Below are 17,748 nucleotides of genomic sequence, written 5' to 3' on the forward strand. Positions count from 1 at the left end.
ACATGTTCATTCTGATACTCACCTACCTCGAAGGCCTGGACAAGATCGATGGGCTGATGTCGGATCACCAGCAATACCTGCAGCGGCACTATCACGACGGCACATTCCTGCTCTCCGGACGGCAGATCCCCCGGACCGGCGGCGTGATCCTGGCGATCGGCGACGACCTGGACACCATCGACAAGATCACCCAGACCGATCCGTTCGTCCTGGCCGGCGCGGCCCGTTACGACATCATCCAGATGACCCCCACCACCGCGACCGCAACGGCGAGCGTCTGGCTCGCCGCAGCCGGGGTGCAGGGAATCACGACGATCCCGCCTGTCCTCTGACACCCGCCACGCCGGCCCGGTGGTGGCCGACACCGCTCATGTATCGGGTGCGTGTGATCGCAGGGTCGTCGGCGAGGAAACCCTGCGCCCGGCCACTGACCGATCGTTTCCGAACATTCCAGCGCCGAGGGCGGACGGGATGGGGAGCCGGTAACGACCTCATCATCAGTCGGCCACGATCGGGCACCGACCGGTTTGAGAAGGCCGACCTGTTGGTATGCGCTGAGATGTCGGCGCAGCACACGACCCCCGACGGCTGAGCCGATACGAGGGTCTCGCCCCACGGGCACTACCGCGACGCTGGGGCGAGACCCTTGTCCATCCGATGTGGCCAGCGGGGGATGCGGCCGAGGTAGTCGCCGTCTCCCCGGAAGCCCATCGCGGGACACGGCCGCCATGACATGGCGTTACCAGGTGACCACACTGCACACCTGAGGGGACTTTGCCGAATGTTCCTGCCGAACTCGAGTACACCGACGAGCACGAGTCGGCGCACACCGAAGCAGACCGGACGATCGGCCTCACCGACCACGCCCAGAACTCGCTCAGGGACAGGGTGCCGCCGATCCGGTGCGAATCCTCCTGCGCGGCATAGCGATGCGTCTTGTCGTGCTCGCTGGGATCGCCGTAGAAGCCCCATTCGCCGGAGAAGAAGGTCGTGCCGTACGCCGCGCTGCTCGCACGAATCGCGAGTGCCCAGGCACGGAGGGTCGCGGATATCTCCGAATCAACTGCGAGATTCGGGCCGGCTGGATCACCCTGCTCCCGACCACTGACCGACCGTCTTCCGAACACGATGCGTACCCGAACAGAGCAAAGGACGGATCGTCGCTGCCGAGCCATCCCGCTAGGCTTCGCTGGTGACTTTCACTACGAATGAGCAGCAGTTCCTCGCTGAGGCCGGGATCGGCCGGCTGGCCACGGTATCGCCCGACGGCGTTGTACAGAACAACCCGACCAGCTATCGGGTGAATGCCGACGGCACCATCGACATCGGCGGTATGCGCATGCACGCCAGCCGTAAGTACCGCAACGTCGAGGCGGGCAGTCGGGTGTCGTTCGTCGTCGACCAGCAGGTCTCGTTGGAGCCCTACGTTATTCGCGGCATCGAGGTGCGCGGCACGGCCGAGGCGCTCGAGGACCAGGAGCCGCCGTTCCCTCCACAGGAGCGCTCGATCATTCGGATCCATCCCGAACGGATCATTTCCTGGGGCATCGACGGCGGCTCCTTCGATTTCACCAGTCGTACGCCCAACAGCTGAGTAGTCGCGCCCCCAAGCCCCTTGGGGGTCATGCGATGCGGGCTCGAGCGGTCGTTTCGCTCGGCTGATCCTGGTGGAGCTCGTGGCGGTTGAGCCTGGTGAGTTCAACCAGCACCATCTGGCCGGCATCGGTAGCGGCACAGTGTCTTTCGGCGCCCGGCTCGGTGTCGGCGTTCGATCACATCCCGCTCACGCTGCACGCGCGCATCCCCCGCTGGCCACATTGGATGGACAAGGGTCTCGCCCCAGCGTCCCGGTAGTGCACGTGGGGCGAGACCCTCGTATCGGCTCAGCCGTCGGGGGTCGTGTGCTGCGCCGACATCTCAGCGCATACCAATCGGTCGGCCTTCTCAACCGGTCGGTGCCCAATCGTGGCCGACTGATGATGAGGTCGTTACGACCCATGGAGTCCAGTCGGCCGAAAAGTCACGGTAGGCAAGTTCTGAAACCGCTGGGCAAGATCTCGGAACTGGTCTCGCGCTCGCATCATTCACCTCAACGCTGCACGCAACGCACCTGAGCGGTCCACCTGATCAGGTCCTTCCGCAGCACAACGGACTATTGTGGGGGTTCCGGGGGGGTGTGAATCGTAGGAGTTCCGGGGGGCGTGAATCGCAGGTGACCCACATGGTCGAGTTTGACCCCCTCAGAACACAGCGGGATATAACGGCTCTACCAGTCGCGGAGCTGAGTTCGGTGGGGTTCGAGGATGCCGAGGAGATCGGGCGGGGCGGGTTCGGCGTGGTCTGCCGCTGCACCCAGCGCGACTTGGATCGCGTCGTCGCGGTGAAGGTGCTCACCAGCGCTGAACCGGACGACGACAGCAGAGCGCGATTTCTGCGGGAGCAACGCGCGATGGGGCGACTGACCGGCCACCCGAACATCGTCGGGGTCCTGCAGATCGGCGAGATCTCGTCCGGGAGACCGTATTTGGTGATGCAGTGCCACGAGCGCGGATCCCTCGAGGCCCGGATCCGCAGGGACGGCCCTCTTCCTGTGGACGAGGTGCTGCGGCTCGGGATCAAGTTGGCCGGGGCGCTCGAGACGGCGCACCGGCTCGGTATCGTGCACCGTGACGTCAAACCGGCGAATATCCTGTTCACCGAATACGGCGAGCCGGCGTTGTGCGATTTCGGCATTGCCCATATCCCCGGCGGATTCGAGACCGCGGCTGGAACGGTCATGGCGTCGCCGGCTTTTGCTGCTCCCGAGGTTCTCGAAGGCCATCCGCCCAGTCTGGCGTCGGACGTGTACGAACTCGGAAGCACGTTGTTCTGTGCGCTCACCGGACATGCCGCTTTCGAACGCCGGAGTGGGGAACAGGTCATTGCGCAGTTTCTGCGGATCACCAGCGAACCGGTGCCGGATCTGCGCACCGGCGGGATCCCCGACGACGTGTGCGCGGCAATCGAGACCGCGATGGACCGCGATCCCTCGCAGCGCCCCTCCGCCATCGCCTTCGGTAAGCAGTTGCAACATATCCAGCGCGACCACGGGTACTCCGTCGAGGAGATGACCATCCGCGGTGAACCCGACAACGTGCGGGACGTGCACGTACCGACGCGGGGACAGCGTCGTCGCGGGCGGGATACGGGTGTCCTTCCGTTGGAACTGACAAGCTTCGTCGGTCGGAGGGCACAACTGTCCGAGGTGAAGAAGGCGCTGTCGGAATCGCGTCTGGTTACGCTGACGGGCATCGGTGGGGTCGGCAAGACGCGGCTCGCGATGCGGGCGGCGAGCAAGTTGCGCGGCAGTTACACAGACGGGGTGCGTCTGGTCGAGTTCGGCGACATCGACAAGCCTGAGTTGGTGGACGACATTGTGGCTCGTTCCGTGGGTGTGCGGAACCTGGCCGACAGACCGACGAGGGAGGTACTGGTCGAGTTCCTGTCGACACGCAAACTTTTGCTGGTGCTCGACAACTGCGAGCACCTGGTGGAGGCGGTCGCGGACCTCGCGGAGTCGCTACTGCGGGCCTGTGTGAACCTGTCGATCTTGGCCACCAGCCGCGAGGTCCTCGGAATCGGCGGCGAATCCGTGTTGCCGGTGACGCCACTGGGTTTTCCGGATCCGTCCAGGGTGCCCACGCTGGAAGAAGCATCCCGATGTGATGCGGTGGAATTGTTCATCGAACGAGCGGCGGCGGTGGTACCCGGGTTCGAGCTGACTCGAGACAACCGGCTTGCCGTAGCCCGGATTTGCGCCCGGCTGGACGGGTTGCCATTGGCGATCGAGCTGGCCACGGCCCGGCTGCGCGTGCTGTCCACCGGTCAGATCCTGCGACGGCTCGACGACCGGTACACCCTGCTTACAGCGGGCACTCGGGATGTCCCGACTCGCCAGCAGACTCTGTGGTGGTGCATCGGCTGGAGTTACGACCTGTGCACACCACGCGAACAGCAGCTGTGGTCGCGACTGTCGATCTTCGCTCACAGCTTCGACCTCGACGCAGCTGAACAGGTGTGCGGCACCGCCACACCCGACCCCGACCTGCTCGACGTATTGTTCGCGTTGGTGGACAAGTCGATCCTGATCCGGGAGGAATCCGGTGGCGCGGTCAGGTTTCGGATGCTCGACACAGTGCAGAACTACGGCAGGAGAAAGCTCGAGGAGGCAGGTGAGGACCGGGAGATCGGTCGCCGGCATCGGGATTGGTACGAGCGGTTGGCGTTCGACTCGGAGGCTGAGTGGATCAGTCCCCGCCAACTCGAGTGGGACTCTCGCCTGAAGCGGGAACTGCCGAATCTGCGCAAGGCAATGGAGTTCGACGAAGCCAGTGCCGGCGGCATGAGGATCGCAGCAGCTCTGTTTTCGTTCTGGTACATGGGTGGCCGAATCACCGAGGGCCGCAGCTGGCTCGACCGAACTCTGGCCCACTCGGCCGTCGGACAAGGTCGAGATCGCGCCAAGGCGATCTACTCGGCCGGGATGCTTGCCGCGGCTCAGGCGGACCTGGCCGCGGCGACAGCGCGAGTGGCAGAACTCAGGGGGCTGGCCAGGCAGATGGCCGGTCCGGAGATCGCCACTTGGGCGGCAGTTGCGGACGGTTACGCTGCGCTTGTCAGCGACGATCTCGGCTATGCGGTCGCCCGCCTCGAGGAGGCCAGAGAACTGGTCACAGGCTGGAGTGATCCCGATCCCGTATTACGAATGGATTCTTCCCTATTGCTGGGGTGGGCATACCAACTCAGCGGGGATCTCCGGCGTGCGGTCGCCTGTCACGAGCAGACGCTGGCATTCGCGGACTCTCGCGGAGGCGAGACGTCCTTTCGCTCCTGGCTGCTGTGGGCAATGGGTACGGCCGTCTGGAGGCAGGGTGCGCTCGACCGAGCCACGGATCTATTGAAGGAGAGCCTTCGTAATGCTCGCTCGGTAGATGATCCACTCATCGCTGCAACCAGTTTGGAAGCTCTCGCATGGATCGCTTCGGATCGCGATGATGTCCGCCGCGCCTCTGTATTGATGGGTGCTGCTGAAGCGCTGGGCCGGGCCGCAGGTAGCTCCTCCATCCTGTTCCCCAACCTGGCCACCCATCACGAAGCATGTGAGCGCCGCGCACAGGAGACTCTCGGAACACGAGAATTCGGCAAAGCTCAGAAGAAGGGCGGTGCGATGAGTTTCGCCATGGCCGTTGCCTTCGGCCTCGGAGAAGACCTCCCATCGCCCGCCGACCGGGCAGCATCGATCCTCACCAAACGCGAGCAACAGATCGCCGAACTAGTAACCGAAGGCCTTACCAACAGCGCAATCGCAGGTCGTTTGATGATCTCACGGCGCACTGCGGAGGGACACGTCGAGCACATCCTGACGAAGCTGGGTTTCACCTCGCGGGCTCAGATCGCGAGGTGGGTCGCAGCAGGCGCAGGACCACCCTGAGTTCGTTCACATGATCCATGTTCGGGTGCTGCGTCTCGTCGGCCGAACTTCCAACGCCGTATCCAGGGCTCAAGCGCTGTGGTTGATCATGACGTGTTTGGTCCGGGAGAAGTCGTCGAGCGCGTAGAGCGAGAGGTCGCGCCCGTAGCCCGATCCCTTGAACCCACCCCACGGGACCTCGCATGCGAACACGAGGTGCGAGTTGACCCAGACAGTGCCGAAGTCGAGCCGCTTGGGCACGCTGAGGGAGAGGCCCACGTCCCGGGTCCATACCGACGCCGAGAGTCCATACGGTGTCTCGTTGGCCCTCGCAACCGCCTCGTCGGTGGTGCTGAACGATTCGACCGTGACGACGGGACCGAAGATTTCCTGCTGGGTGATCGGCGCCCCCGCCGGCACCCCGCTGAACACGGTCGGTTCGATGAAGTAGCCGGGGCCGTCCAGGACCGCGCCGCCGATGGCCGCGTGAAGGCCGGCCGCCGTCGCCTCGGCCAGCGAGTCCCGTACGCGCTCGAAGTGTGGGCGGGAGACCATAGGACCGATTTCTATGTCGTTCCCGGCGGCTGGCGCGCCGACTACCAGGCTGCCTACTTCCCGAACCAGGAGTTCGGTGAACTCTTCCGCCACCGATTCGTGCACCAGTACCCGGCAGGCTGCGCCGCAGTCCTGGCCCGCATTCCAGAATCCGGCGTTGCGCACTCCGGCCGCGGCCGCACCGAGGTCGGCGTCCGCGAAGACGACGACGGGTGCTTTGCCGCCGAGCTCGAGGTGGACGCGTTTGACCGAACGTGAGGCGGTTTCTGCGACTGCCTGGCCACTGAGAACACTTCCCGTCACCGCGACAAGTGCGATGTCGGGGTGCTCGGCCAGGCGCTGTCCCACTGTCCGGCCACGGCCGGTCACGATATTGACGATCCCGTCGGGAATGTGCCCGGCGATGAGCTCGGCCAGCTTCAGTATCGACAGCGGCGTCTGTTCGGAGGGCTTGAGCACCACGCTGTTTCCGGCGGCAAGAATGGGGGCGATCTTCCAGGCGGCCATCAGCAGCGGATAGTTCCAGGGCGTGATCACCCCGACCACTCCAACCGGTTCGTGGAGAATGACCGAGGTGTGTCCCCGCGCATAGTCTCCACCGGCCGGGGAAGTCATCGTCCGCCCCGCCGCCGCCATGAACCGGAACGTGTCGATGGTGTTGGAGACATCGTCCTCGGCGATACCGCAGGGTTTGCCGGTATTCGCGGACTCCAGCACCGCCAGTACCTCGCGGTTGGCTTCTACGATGTCCGCGATCCGAGAGAGCACCTCGGATCGTTCCTTCGGTGTGGTGCAGCCCCACGATCTCTGAGCCTCGACGGCCGCCTGCACGGCCGAATCGACATCCTGGACGGTTCCTGCCGGGACGGATCCGAGGACCTTTTCCGTGGTCGGATCGAGGACGTCGATGACCTCCGTGGACGAGCCCCGGACAAAAGATCCGCCGATGAAGTGGCCTGCGGGCGGCACGTCAGCGACCCGGATCTGATCCGGAGAGGGACGCCGAACGGTGAATCGCCCAATTTCAGTTGATGCCATGATCATTCGCCTGCACTTTCTGCGCCCGGTCCGGCGCCTGTAGGTAGGTTCTTCGTTTCGGTCACGTCGCCGAGTCGACAAATGCGGCGGAACGATTCCTGCGGCGAGCAAGAGCTGTGGCTGTGCAGTAGTACAGCGGTGAAACGACAGCCAATCCAACGATGAACGAGATATCTGTGTTGCCAAGCATTTTGGCGATCGGTCCGATGTAGACGGTTCCGATGATCATGAACGGGAGTTGTACAGCGACACCGATGAGGTAGCAGCCGACCGCAGGCCAGTTGACCCGGCCGTAACGACCGCCGTCGCGCTTGTAGAAATCTTCTACGACATAATCCCCATGCCGGACCAGGTAGTAGTCCACCAGATTCACGGCGGTCCACGGGACCAGCGAAGCCAGCAGCACAATCAGGAAGTTCTTGTAGGTGGCGACGAAGTCGCTGCCCCCGGTGAGCGCGACACTCGAGGCCAGCGCGCACAGTCCGGTGGCGACCAGAGCACGTTCGCGGCCGCGTGGATTGAAGCGCGGAAAGATCGTCTGCGCAATCGTGATCGTGCACAGCGTGCCGCAGTACAGGTTCATCGCGTTCGTGGCGGCGACTCCGATGCCGAAGACCACAACCACCACGACGCTGATCCCCGCGGTGGCCTGGGTCAGGGCGACAACCGGGTCGGTGTGGGGGAGCAGCAATCCGACGCCTGCCCCGAGGAACATCGGCAGGATCGAGCCGATGCTGGTGCCCCAGTAGCTCATCCAGAACGCCGGCCTCGAGCCCGTCTTTGCCGGCAGGTAGCGCGAATAGTCGGAAACGTATGGGGCATAGGCGATCTGCCACACCGCACACGCCCCGAAGGTGCTCAGGAAACCGGCCGGCGTCGCGGTGCCCGTGCTGAAGAAGTGAGCGGGCACCGAGTGGACGACGAACGCCCAGACGAACGCCATCAGCAGAACCAGCCCCGACGCCAACGTCATGATGCGCGCGTAGGCGTGGATCAGGGTGTAACCCCAGATAGCCACGCAGACGCTGATCGCCGCGAGCACCACGATGCCGGCCTTACCGCTCAGGAAAGGTATGGCCGAAGCGAGCGACTGTCCGCCGAAGACGAGAATCGAGATGAAGAACCCGAGGTACATGCAGACGACGACTCCGACGACGAGAATCGATCCCAGCGAACCGAATTGACCCTTGGTCTGCACCATCTGCGGAACACCCAGCCGCGGCCCCTGAGCAGAGTGCAGCGCCATGAAGATCGCACCGAAGAGATTTCCTGCGATGATCGCCAGCGCGGCCGACCAGGCGGGCTGCCCGAAGAGGGTCGTCGACAACGCCCCGGTGACGACCGCCAGGATCATGATGTTGGTTCCGAACCAGATCGTGAACATGTCCCGGTTGCGCCCGTGGCGCTGGTCGGCCGGGATCGGCTGGATGGTGGCCGATTCGATGGTGGAGACGGATTCTTCACGCCCGCTGTGATTTTCACTCACTGGCGTTGCCTTTCGCAGGACCCGGGGCAGGTTGGGAGATCGTGGTTTCGGCCGCGACGGGCTTGATCAGCGGATGACGAAGCCGCGCTCGACAACGACGGCGAGAAGATCGACGTAGGAATCCATGTCATCGCGGGCCGGACGCGGTGCCGCGGCATAGGGCATGGCGGCCTTCACGGCGGGACTCAGGAAGTACGCGCCCGCCGTCAGCACCGTCAGCGCCTCGAACTGGTCGGGCCGGTGCGCGGCGAGCTCATCGAGAGCGGCTTCGGGGTCCTTGCCGGTGCACGAGACAACCGCGGCGGCGAATGCCTCTGCTATATCAGGCCGGTAGCCGAGAACCTGGTCGAGCAACGCGTCGGGTACTCCGGCGGCGCTCGCCGAGGGCATGGAGCCGGACGCCGGAATGAGTGTGTCGGCGAGAAACGCGAAGGTGCGGCGCTGGTCGGAATCGAGCATCATGCTCTCCTTAGAACGCGGTCTGGATGCTGTGGCGGGTTTCGGCGAGGTGCCGCATCGAGCGCAGAGCAATCGCCATGACGGTCGCGGTCGGGTTCACGCCCGTGGAGGTGACGAAGACGCTGCCGTCGATGATGAACAGGTTGGGTACATCGTGTGCCCGACCCCACTGATCGACGACGGAGGTGGCGGGGTCGGTGCCCATGGTGGCCGTGCCGAGCAGATGCCAGGCGCTGTGGCGTACCACTGGGATCGGGTGGACTTCGACAGCCCCGGCGGCCTGATGCGCCTCGATCGCCCGTTCCACGTTGAATTCGATCATTCGCTCACAGTTCTCACCGATGGTGTAGCGGATCTTCGCGGCCGGGATCCCGTCGGAGTCTGTGAGGTCCGGGGAGAGCACGACCACGTTGTCCTCGTCGGGCAGGTCTTCGGTGGTGATCCCCCATTCGGTGTAGCGCCCGAATGTGCGCTCGAGGCGGCTGTGGAAGGCGGGTCCGAAACTCCCACGCCAGTCCCGGCCCCGCTCCCACAGGGTGTGGGCGAGCGGGCCACCGGTCGGCATCAGGTTCCACTTCGCTCCCCGCACGAAACCGCGGTCGGTGTCGGTCTCGTAGAACTGCATCGACTGCAGCGCCTGTCCTGCCGGGCCGAGCCAGGTTTCGAGCTCTTCGTCGTAGGCGCCGAATACCGAGGCGTACGGGTGCGTCATCAGACGCTTGCCCACCAGCCCGGAGGAGTTGGCGAGGCCGTTGGGGAAAAGCGACGAGGTCGAGTTCAGCAGTAGGCGCGGTGTGCCTATACCGTTCGCGGCCATCACGGTCACCCGGGCCGCCAGGTGTTGCAGGCTCCCGTCGCGGTCGATGTACTCGGCACCGGTGACAAGGCCGCGGTCGTTCACGGTGAGCCGGCTGACCCGGGCACCGGTGATCAGCACCGCACCCAGCGCGATCGCGTCGGGCCAGTGTGTGAGGTCGGTGCTGGCCTTGGCGCCGGTTGGGCATCCGGATTCACACGCGCCGTAGCGCACACAGGCCGGGCGATTCTTGAAGTTGCGCGACGCGATGGCATTCGGTGCCGGCCACCAGTGCCAGCCCAGCTTGTCCATCCCTTTGGCCGCGACCAGACCGTACTTGCCGATCGGCAGCGGCGGCAGCGGAAAGGTGTGCGGATCCGGATAGGCGGGGTCGCCTTCCAGCCCGGACGCGCCGACACGGTAGGTGACCTCGTCGTAGAACGGTCGCAGATCCTCATAGGTGAACGGCCAGTCCTCGGCCACGCCGTCGAGTGTCCTGACCCGGAAGTCCGACGGCATCGCGCGAACCCAGTGCCCGGAGAACATGATCGTGCTGCCGCCGACCCCGTTGAACATCAGCGGTTCGACCGGGCTCTCGGTGGCATCGACCGGATAGTCGGCCGGGTTCTGACGCACATTCGGGCTGGAGTTCCACTGCTTCAGACGGGTGAGCTCCCACGACGGTTTGTCGCCGGTGAAGTCGCCGGGCAGGTTCCAGTCTCCCTGCTCCAGACACACGACCTCGAGGCCTCTGCTGGCCAACTCGAGTGCTGCCACCCCGCCAGATGCTCCGGCGCCCACGATGAGAACGTCGGCTCCTCCGGCGGTGTCGTAGTCGATGTGCTGTGTGTTCATCGGCTGTGCTCCTGGTCGGCTCGAGCCCAGCCGAAGCCGGTCGCGCCCATGGTCCTTCTCCGGTTCGGGGAGTCACGAGCAATGATGCGTGGGTCACACCTCGCCCGCCAGCATCGATCCGCAACAAACCGGCGAACCTGTGTCGCGCAAACGCACAAGGAGATGAAACGCACATGTAGCGCGACGGTCCTGGTCCAGCACAGTCAGTCTACGAGGAATACGGTTGCCGCTTTCAGCTGGCGAGTACAGCCTTCTGCCCGGCCGTGACACCGATGTGGACAATCCCGAGCAATGCCTGCGCGCGGACCAACTTCTGCCGCCACCGTCGGAGTAATGATCTGCTGGGCGGAGTCAACCGGAGTGTGCTGTATCGGCCCGTGGTGGGTCAGTGGTCCGGTCGGAGCTTCGTCGACGGTGTTCCAGGTCCGCCGTGCAGGATAGGGGGTAGGCGCAGCGTCGCCGAAAATCGCGCGGATATGGCGTAATCAATTGGTAGAGAATGGTTTCCGTGTTTGCTCTGCGCCTGGCCGCGGTATACGCAAGGCGGCCCGATGCCCGCGCGGGCCGCACCGACCGGATCGACGGCGGCCGAGCCTTGCGGGCTTGCCCGGCATCACCTGTGCCGGAAGCTCTTTGGCGTGCATTGCTGGTCTGTTGCCGTCGAGAGGGTGGTTCGTTACAGGTACAGCTCGGGAGGGTCGTCGAAGTCGATGCCTGCCTGACGTGCGCGGGCGACCATTTTCCGGTCCCACTCCCGATGCGCGCGTAACGCCATCCGGAATTCGCCCATCTGCTCCGACATCCGCTGGGTTTCGGAGATGGCGAGATCGCTGAGCACCTTCGCGGCGTCGGCTTTCTTCTTGGTCATGCTGGCATCGACATCGCCTCGCTTGAACCACGCCGTCACCGCCGCCGACAACGCCGAAGAGCTGGCCAGCAGCATGAGTGCGGAGAACAACGGCGAGGACGCGAACGCATTCACGAGGCGGCCCTCCTGTCACGGATCGCGTGCAACGCCTTCAGGTCCTGCAACAGCTGCCGACGCTTCCACAGAAACGCGACACCCACCGCGACGGGCAGCACACCACCCGCGACCGCGGCCGCACTGATGGATTGCCGATGGACCTGCATCATCGACAGCTGCACACCGGAGGCCACCAGCGACCAGCCCAGCGCCCCCAAACCGATCTGCTCGACCAGATAACCCCATACCCGCCGGGCGAATACACCGACCAGAGTCGCCACAGCACCCGCCAGCGTCAACCCCAGCCACAACACCCGCAATCCCGCCGGCAAGGCCGCGACCACGGAATTCGCAGGCCCAGCGTGGAAACACTGCACCAGTGCCGACATACCGAACACAGCACACAGGACAACCTCGAACGGGTCGTGGCGGGTCGGCGGCTTCACGCTCCTCATACCGCCTCACCGCCACCTCGAGCAGCAACCCGACCGGCCCCGCCCACGAATACGACCGAAGGGATGCCCACACGGCCAACCGATTTCGGTCAGCGACCCCATCGGCGGACAGCCCATCCAGCACGGAGAACTCCCGCCGGCAGGTCCTGACGACACAGAAAACGACGCGAAGGTAGCCACGATGCTCGCCTCCTGATTGCTGCGTCCGATCGATGCCCCACACCCCAGAGGGTGTGGAATGCTGCCGAAGGCTCCGGCCCTTTCATTAACACTCCTGAACCGGCTGCCCGGCAACGCATCTGCCGATCCGCTTTCGTCCGGTTTCGCACACCTGTTGCCAGACACCCCAACCACCACCGCGCAGTGTCGTCGTCCGGCCGGCCAACACCGTCATGTGGGTCTACACGTCATTGCTCCGGCATCGCCCGCCGGGGGGCGGTACATCCGGAAAGCGGACCAAAGCGGATCGCGAGATGTCTTGCCTCAGTGGTGGTTCAGGAGTGTTACTGGATATTGCCGTGCCATGGCGAGAGTCGGCAAACCCACCGCAGAGCAATCTGTTGCATCCCTGCGTCACCCTCTTGACCGACAAGGAGGCACCATCATGCCTACTATCACTGCTATCTCACCGTCCTCGGGGCCGGCCTCCGGGGGTAACCCCGTGGTGATCACCGGTAGCGGGTTCACCGGGCCGGACACCGTGCGCTTCGGCGCGACCGCAACGACTTTCACCATCAATTCGGATACGCAGATCACGGCGATCGCGCCGCCGGGAACGGGAACGGTACAGGTGACCGTCTCCAACGCCGGTGGAACGAGCAACGGCGCTGCCTACACCTACGCGGCGGTTCCCTCGTTGATCTTCATCGCTCCCATCACTGGGCCGGCCGCCGGGGGAACGACGGTGACGCTGACCGGTACCGGTCTGTCCAGCGCCACCGGGGTCAATTTCGGTGCCACACCGGCGACTTCGTTCACGATCGTATCGAACACACAAATCACAGCGATCGCTCCCGCGGGGGCCGGCACGGTGTCGGTCACGGTCACCAGCGCGGCGGGTTCGAGTAACGGGCTGCCGTTCACCTATGTGGGAGTGCCCACCGTGATCTCGCTCAGCCCGAATTCGGGGCCGGTGACCGGAGGCGCCGTGGTCACCGTGACCGGTACCGGGTTCACCGGCGCCACCGCGGTGAGTTTCGGCGCCACCCCGGCAACCTTGTTTTTCGTGTTGTCGGACACCCAGATCCTCGCGATCGCTCCTCCGGGCACGGGCACCGTGCAGGTCACGGTCACCACCGCGGCCGGAATAAGCGCCGGCGTTCCGTTCACGTACCGGCCGGTGCCCACGCTGAGCTCGATCAGTCCGGCGACGGGACCGATAACCGGAGGAACGACCGTCATCTTGACCGGCACGGGGTTCACCGGCGCTACCGCAGTGGTTTTCGGCATCCTTCCGGCGGCCTCGTTCACCGTCAACTCCGATACGCAGATCACCGCTGTCACTCCACCGGGTATCGGGACGGTACCGGTCACGGTCACCACCGCGGCCGGCGCGAGCAACGGGCTCGCCTTCACCTATGTGCTGGCGCCGATCCTGCTGTTCTTGATACCGACGGTGGGACCGCAGGCCGGCGGAACCACGGTGACCATTACCGGTCTGGGCCTGTCCGGCGTCACCGGAGTCAAATTCGGTGCCACACCGGCAACGTCGTTCACGATCGTGTCGGACACCCAGATCACCGCAGTCACTCCCGCCGGGACAGGCACGGTAGCGGTGACAGCCACCAGCACAGCGGGTGCCAGTAACGGCCTGCCGTACACCTACCTGGGAATTCCCGCCATCACCTCGATCAGCCCGAACACCGGCCCGGTAACCGGAGGAACCTTCTTGGCCCTCACCGGCACCGGATTCACCGGCGCCACCGCGGTAACCTTCGGCGCCACCCCGGCGACCCTGTATCTCGTGTTGTCCGACACGCTGATTCTCGCGGTCACTCCACCCGGGACGGGCACGGTACAAGTCACCGTCACCACAGCCGTCGGCACAAGTGCAGGGATACCCTTCACCTACGTCTGAGGGCAATCATCGGATCCGGCGGAGCCGAGCCTCGATCGTCCTTCCCGGACGTGCGCACGAGGCTCGGCTCCGTCATGCGCCGAGCATGGTCGCACCTCGCCGATCCCATTTACGTAATCCGCTGTCCGACAGAGGATTACGTCATATCGGCCCAATTTTCGGCGATACAGTCGGGGACTCCTTCAACTCGGCTGCTTTTGTGTAGCGATTCTGAAACAAACTGCGGGAGGCACTGTTCCGTTTCGGGGTTGAATCACCGGCCCAACCCCGGGCGGGTGACTGCGGGGCGTGGAATCCAAGAGAAGACCTCCGAGGTGAACCTCCGAGTAGAAAGGCACCGTTCCACGTTTGGACACAGGCGAGTAAAGACCGGATGGGTTAATCGCACCGACGCAATTAACCAATTATGTTGCATTCCAGTCTACTTTGTGCTTCTAGCCATGGAGCGTGAAAGGCACTATCTTCATTGCGGAGTACTGGTCAATCTGCGTGGAGCAATCGCTCATCTCATGGCACATCCAGCCCCGAGAGGATTCGACTATGACGACGTATGCACCGGTCACCATCCAGCAGGCACAGTTCCCGATCGTCGAATCGTTCACCCACGAGACCCCGACCAACCCGCACTGGCAGCTGCTGGGCAGCGCGCGGCTCAACGACGGCAGCCTGGAACTCACCCCCAACGCCAATTCCCAGGCCGGGACGGCGTTCCTCGATCAGCCGTTCTCGTCCAGGCTCGGCGTCACCATCGACTTCGACTACTCCTGTGAGGGAGGGGCCACGCTGGGCGATGGCTTCAGCGTCTACCTGATCGACGGCGCGCACACGACGCAGCCCGGCGGCATCGGTGCCGCACTCGGCTACTCCATCACGAAGTCCTCGCCCGGGCAGATCGTCGCGCCCGGGGTCACCGCCGGGTTCGTCGGCGTCGGCTTCGACAACTTCGGCAACTTCGCCACGCCGCTGGCCGGTACGGGAGGCGGTGCACAACGGCCCAACACCGTCGGGGTACGCGGAGCCGGCAGTCTTCGGGAGGGGTTCGGCTGGCTGACCGGCGTTCAGGTGCCTGGTGGGTTCCGCGCGGCGTGGGATCGCGTCGCCCACATCCAGGTCTCCATCATCGACGGTCGGCTCACCGTTCGCCACTCCGACAAGGTCAACCCGAACGGCACCCTGCTGATCAACGAATTCGATCTTGCCGGCGCCGACGGTCAGCCTCGGGTGCCTGAGACCTTCAAGCTGGGCTTCGCGGCCGGAACCGGCGCCGCGACCGCCTACCACCGGATCAGGAACCTCAAGGTGTCCCTGCCCGCGGAAATGCCTCTGGAGATCAGCGGCCCGCGGACAGCGCAGTCGGGACATCGGATCACCTACACCATCAGCGTGCAGAATCTCGGCCCCAACGACGCCCCCGACGCCGTGCTGGAGGCCACCGTCCCGACAGAGCTGACCGATCTGGAACTGACCTGCCAGGCCGAGAATGGGGCCGTCTGCGGCACCGGTTCGGTCGGCGACGGCTTACACATGCCGATCGACCTGCCCAAGGGCAGCAAGGCGGTCATCAACCTGACCGGCACCATCGACCCGCAGTACGAGGGCCGGCTCACCTGCACCAGCCTCATCACCTCACCATCACGGGCCAATACCGCCGAACGGCACTCGGGCTCGGTAACCACCGAGGTCGATCGGCCTCCTGTCACCGTCTCCCCCGTGATCGTCGGACAGTGGCCCCAAACCTGGCCCGAGGACGCGAAAGGGTGGGTCATCAGCTACGAACTCACTCTGGCCGCCCACGAGCAGCGGGTGGTGTGGTGGGAGATCCGCTTCGACGTCCCGCCACGAACCCGCGTCAATCCCCAGCAGACACAGTGGTACAAGGTGATCAAGGATGGCACCGACGGATCGGTCGTCATCGCCACACCGGATGACAGCCACACCATCGAGCCCGGCACGCCGCTGACCGTGGCCGTGCAACTGCTCTACCCATCCCAGCACGAGGCCGGTGACGGCACCCTGCGCAACCTTCACGCCACCGAGGTGACCCGCCCGTAGGCCAGTCCCTTCGAGCAATTCCACTCGGAGCCGGTGCTGGCCGACTCCTCAGGGACTGTGAGAATGTGTTGAAACAGAGTTGAGTGGGCCGGGGCGCGGTGTCGGGATTAATCCAGTCCGTTCCCCGGACCTCTCACCAAAGCCGCCATGCGGCTCGCGTGGTCAATTCCCTTGCCGTGGTGGTCTTCCCGCGCGACCGCCCGGGTCACTTCCGCACAGCGAATTCGCCGCGCACAATCCTCGGCGATGATTGCCCAGCATCCGATGCGAGTCCGCCGGCGGCGGGCGTCCTCAGACCTTCGGTCGTGAGACACCTTCTGGGGCATTGTGTTTCAGTAGGTCGAGCCTGTAGCGAATGCCGTGTACGCGGCAGCGTCAAAGAGTCGGGGGTCGGTGATACACCCGACCGCAGCGCTCGGGGACATGCCGCGCGACCCGGAACGATATCCATATCCGTTCGCTTTCCGAACCCGAGCGTGGGCTCGGTGAATCAACAAGGGAGGCGGCCTCGGTGTCGATGTCCGTCGGGGTCGACGGGCGTGGACACGCCTTGCTGTGGCGACGCCTGGCCGGTGTCACCGTTTAGGCTTGTCGAGCGCTATCCCGTGCGGGTTTGTTCCTGTGATACCGAGTTGCAAACCGTTGCGAACCGGAAGGCTCCAGGCATGCGACGTTCGTTCACCGTCGCTGTGGCCGGTACGGTCGCGGCAAGTCTGGCCGTACTGAGCCTGTGGGCCGGTGACGCCGAACTCGGCCGCGCCCAGCCGCCCGGCGGAGACGTCTCCGGTGGGGGACTCCATCTGACGGCGTCGGTCGACAGCGTCGGGACGAACCCGCCCGGCGACCGGACACCGAACTTCCTCATGACGTTCGCGCATGCCACGCAGATGTCCGGCGACTACTCGGTCACCGTGGACGGCGGCCAGATCACATCCGGTCGGGCCATCGCGGGATTCATCCTCGGCTGCGGGATCAGTGTGGACGGCGGCTTCGGTGTCGAGATCGGCACCAATCAAGGGCTCGGTGACAGGATTGGCCTTTCGGTCGGCTCTCCCGGCGCCGCGGTCATCCTGCCCGGTGCGAGCCGGTTCAGTATCGTCGGGACTCTGGGCGTGGGCGAAGGCGTGTTCGGGAACTTGGGACCCGGCCAGGTCACTGTCGCGAGAACGGAGACGGCCCGCCTGGACGCCACCACGACGTTCCCGCATCACATCAGGTTCAACAACGCCGCGCTCCATATCGGCCAATGCGCCTCGCCTGTATCGGCCGTCCCTTTCGTCACCGCCACGGTGAGCACCGCTGAGGGACTCGCGCAGACCACGGCCTACGGCGACCAGTTCACCTTCTGAAATCCGACCAGATCCGGACCCCGACACGATCGAGCAGCACGACCTTCCAATCGAGTTGCCGGGCGCGGGCGGGCCGATCGTGAGAGTTTCCAGTGACGATCTGCGCCAGCTGGCGCGCGGTCTGCCCGAGCAGCAGATCAAGGTCGACCAGGGCAACCCCGTCGACTCCGACGGACATCGACCCCGAAACCTCGGCCGGAGAACAGCCCTTAC

At 64.8% G+C, this 17,748-nt stretch carries 13 protein-coding genes; 6 read left to right on the plus strand and 7 right to left on the minus strand.

The window, feature by feature from the left end; all coding sequences use genetic code 11:
- Positions 1-2: 2 nt before the first annotated feature.
- From ACIRRA_RS35580 to ACIRRA_RS35590, 3 genes are all read left to right on the plus strand, one after another.
- Positions 3-332 (plus strand): YciI family protein, encoded by a 330-nt coding sequence (locus ACIRRA_RS35580; protein ID WP_402777333.1) that lies wholly within the window; start codon positions 3-5, stop codon positions 330-332.
- Between the two features lie 860 nt (positions 333-1,192).
- Entirely contained in the window at positions 1,193-1,594 is a 402-nt protein-coding gene (locus tag ACIRRA_RS35585; protein ID WP_357000085.1) for a PPOX class F420-dependent oxidoreductase, read from the plus strand.
- Between the two features lie 696 nt (positions 1,595-2,290).
- Positions 2,291-5,470, plus strand: a complete 3,180-nt coding sequence (locus tag ACIRRA_RS35590; protein WP_402777336.1) for a protein kinase — start codon at positions 2,291-2,293, stop codon at positions 5,468-5,470.
- A gap of 69 nt (positions 5,471-5,539) precedes the next feature.
- Here the strand turns inward: ACIRRA_RS35590 and ACIRRA_RS35595 are convergent, their stop codons facing one another.
- The 6 genes from ACIRRA_RS35595 to ACIRRA_RS35620 all read right to left on the minus strand — a co-directional run bounded on the left by ACIRRA_RS35595 (position 5,540) and on the right by ACIRRA_RS35620 (position 12,057).
- Positions 5,540-7,042, minus strand: a complete 1,503-nt coding sequence (locus ACIRRA_RS35595) for an aldehyde dehydrogenase family protein (RefSeq protein ID WP_402777339.1) — start codon at positions 7,040-7,042, stop codon at positions 5,540-5,542.
- Between the two features lie 61 nt (positions 7,043-7,103).
- Positions 7,104-8,528, minus strand: coding sequence for a purine-cytosine permease family protein (locus tag ACIRRA_RS35600; protein ID WP_402777342.1), 1,425 nt, complete (start codon positions 8,526-8,528; stop codon positions 7,104-7,106).
- A 66-nt stretch (positions 8,529-8,594) separates the two neighbouring features.
- On the minus strand, positions 8,595-8,990 hold the full coding sequence (locus ACIRRA_RS35605; protein WP_402777345.1) for a hypothetical protein: 396 nt from the start codon (positions 8,988-8,990) through the stop codon (positions 8,595-8,597).
- A 7-nt stretch (positions 8,991-8,997) separates the two neighbouring features.
- A complete protein-coding gene (locus ACIRRA_RS35610) occupies positions 8,998-10,638 on the minus strand; it encodes a GMC family oxidoreductase (RefSeq protein WP_402777348.1) in 1,641 nt (546 codons plus the stop codon).
- Between the two features lie 676 nt (positions 10,639-11,314).
- A complete protein-coding gene (locus ACIRRA_RS35615; protein ID WP_357000110.1) occupies positions 11,315-11,620 on the minus strand; it encodes a hypothetical protein in 306 nt (101 codons plus the stop codon).
- Positions 11,617-12,057 (minus strand): hypothetical protein, encoded by a 441-nt coding sequence (locus ACIRRA_RS35620; protein WP_402777351.1) that lies wholly within the window; start codon positions 12,055-12,057, stop codon positions 11,617-11,619. Before ACIRRA_RS35620 ends, ACIRRA_RS35615 begins: the two co-directional genes overlap by 4 nt.
- 196 nt (positions 12,058-12,253) lie before the next feature.
- On the opposite strand from ACIRRA_RS35620, the gene ACIRRA_RS35625 reads away from it, so the two are divergent.
- The 3 genes from ACIRRA_RS35625 (at position 12,254) to ACIRRA_RS35635 (ending at position 17,535) form a co-directional block, all read left to right on the plus strand.
- Positions 12,254-14,134 (plus strand): IPT/TIG domain-containing protein, encoded by a 1,881-nt coding sequence (locus tag ACIRRA_RS35625; RefSeq protein ID WP_402777354.1) that lies wholly within the window; start codon positions 12,254-12,256, stop codon positions 14,132-14,134.
- A 540-nt stretch (positions 14,135-14,674) separates the two neighbouring features.
- Positions 14,675-16,186 (plus strand): hypothetical protein, encoded by a 1,512-nt coding sequence (locus tag ACIRRA_RS35630; protein ID WP_402777357.1) that lies wholly within the window; start codon positions 14,675-14,677, stop codon positions 16,184-16,186.
- Between the two features lie 665 nt (positions 16,187-16,851).
- The gene (locus ACIRRA_RS35635) at positions 16,852-17,535 is read left to right on the plus strand and encodes an MspA family porin (protein ID WP_402777360.1); all 684 of its coding nucleotides are present in this window, start codon (positions 16,852-16,854) and stop codon (positions 17,533-17,535) included.
- On the opposite strand, the gene ACIRRA_RS35640 is transcribed toward ACIRRA_RS35635, so the two are convergent.
- Positions 17,525-17,713: a hypothetical protein gene (locus tag ACIRRA_RS35640; protein ID WP_402777363.1), complete on the minus strand. Its 189-nt coding sequence runs from the start codon at positions 17,711-17,713 to the stop codon at positions 17,525-17,527. The genes ACIRRA_RS35635 and ACIRRA_RS35640 overlap by 11 nt on opposite strands.
- Positions 17,714-17,748: the final 35 nt, after the last annotated feature.

Source organism: Nocardia sp. NPDC101769 (assembly GCF_044766925.1).
In the GTDB taxonomy this organism is placed as follows: Bacteria; Actinomycetota; Actinomycetes; order Mycobacteriales; family Mycobacteriaceae; genus Nocardia.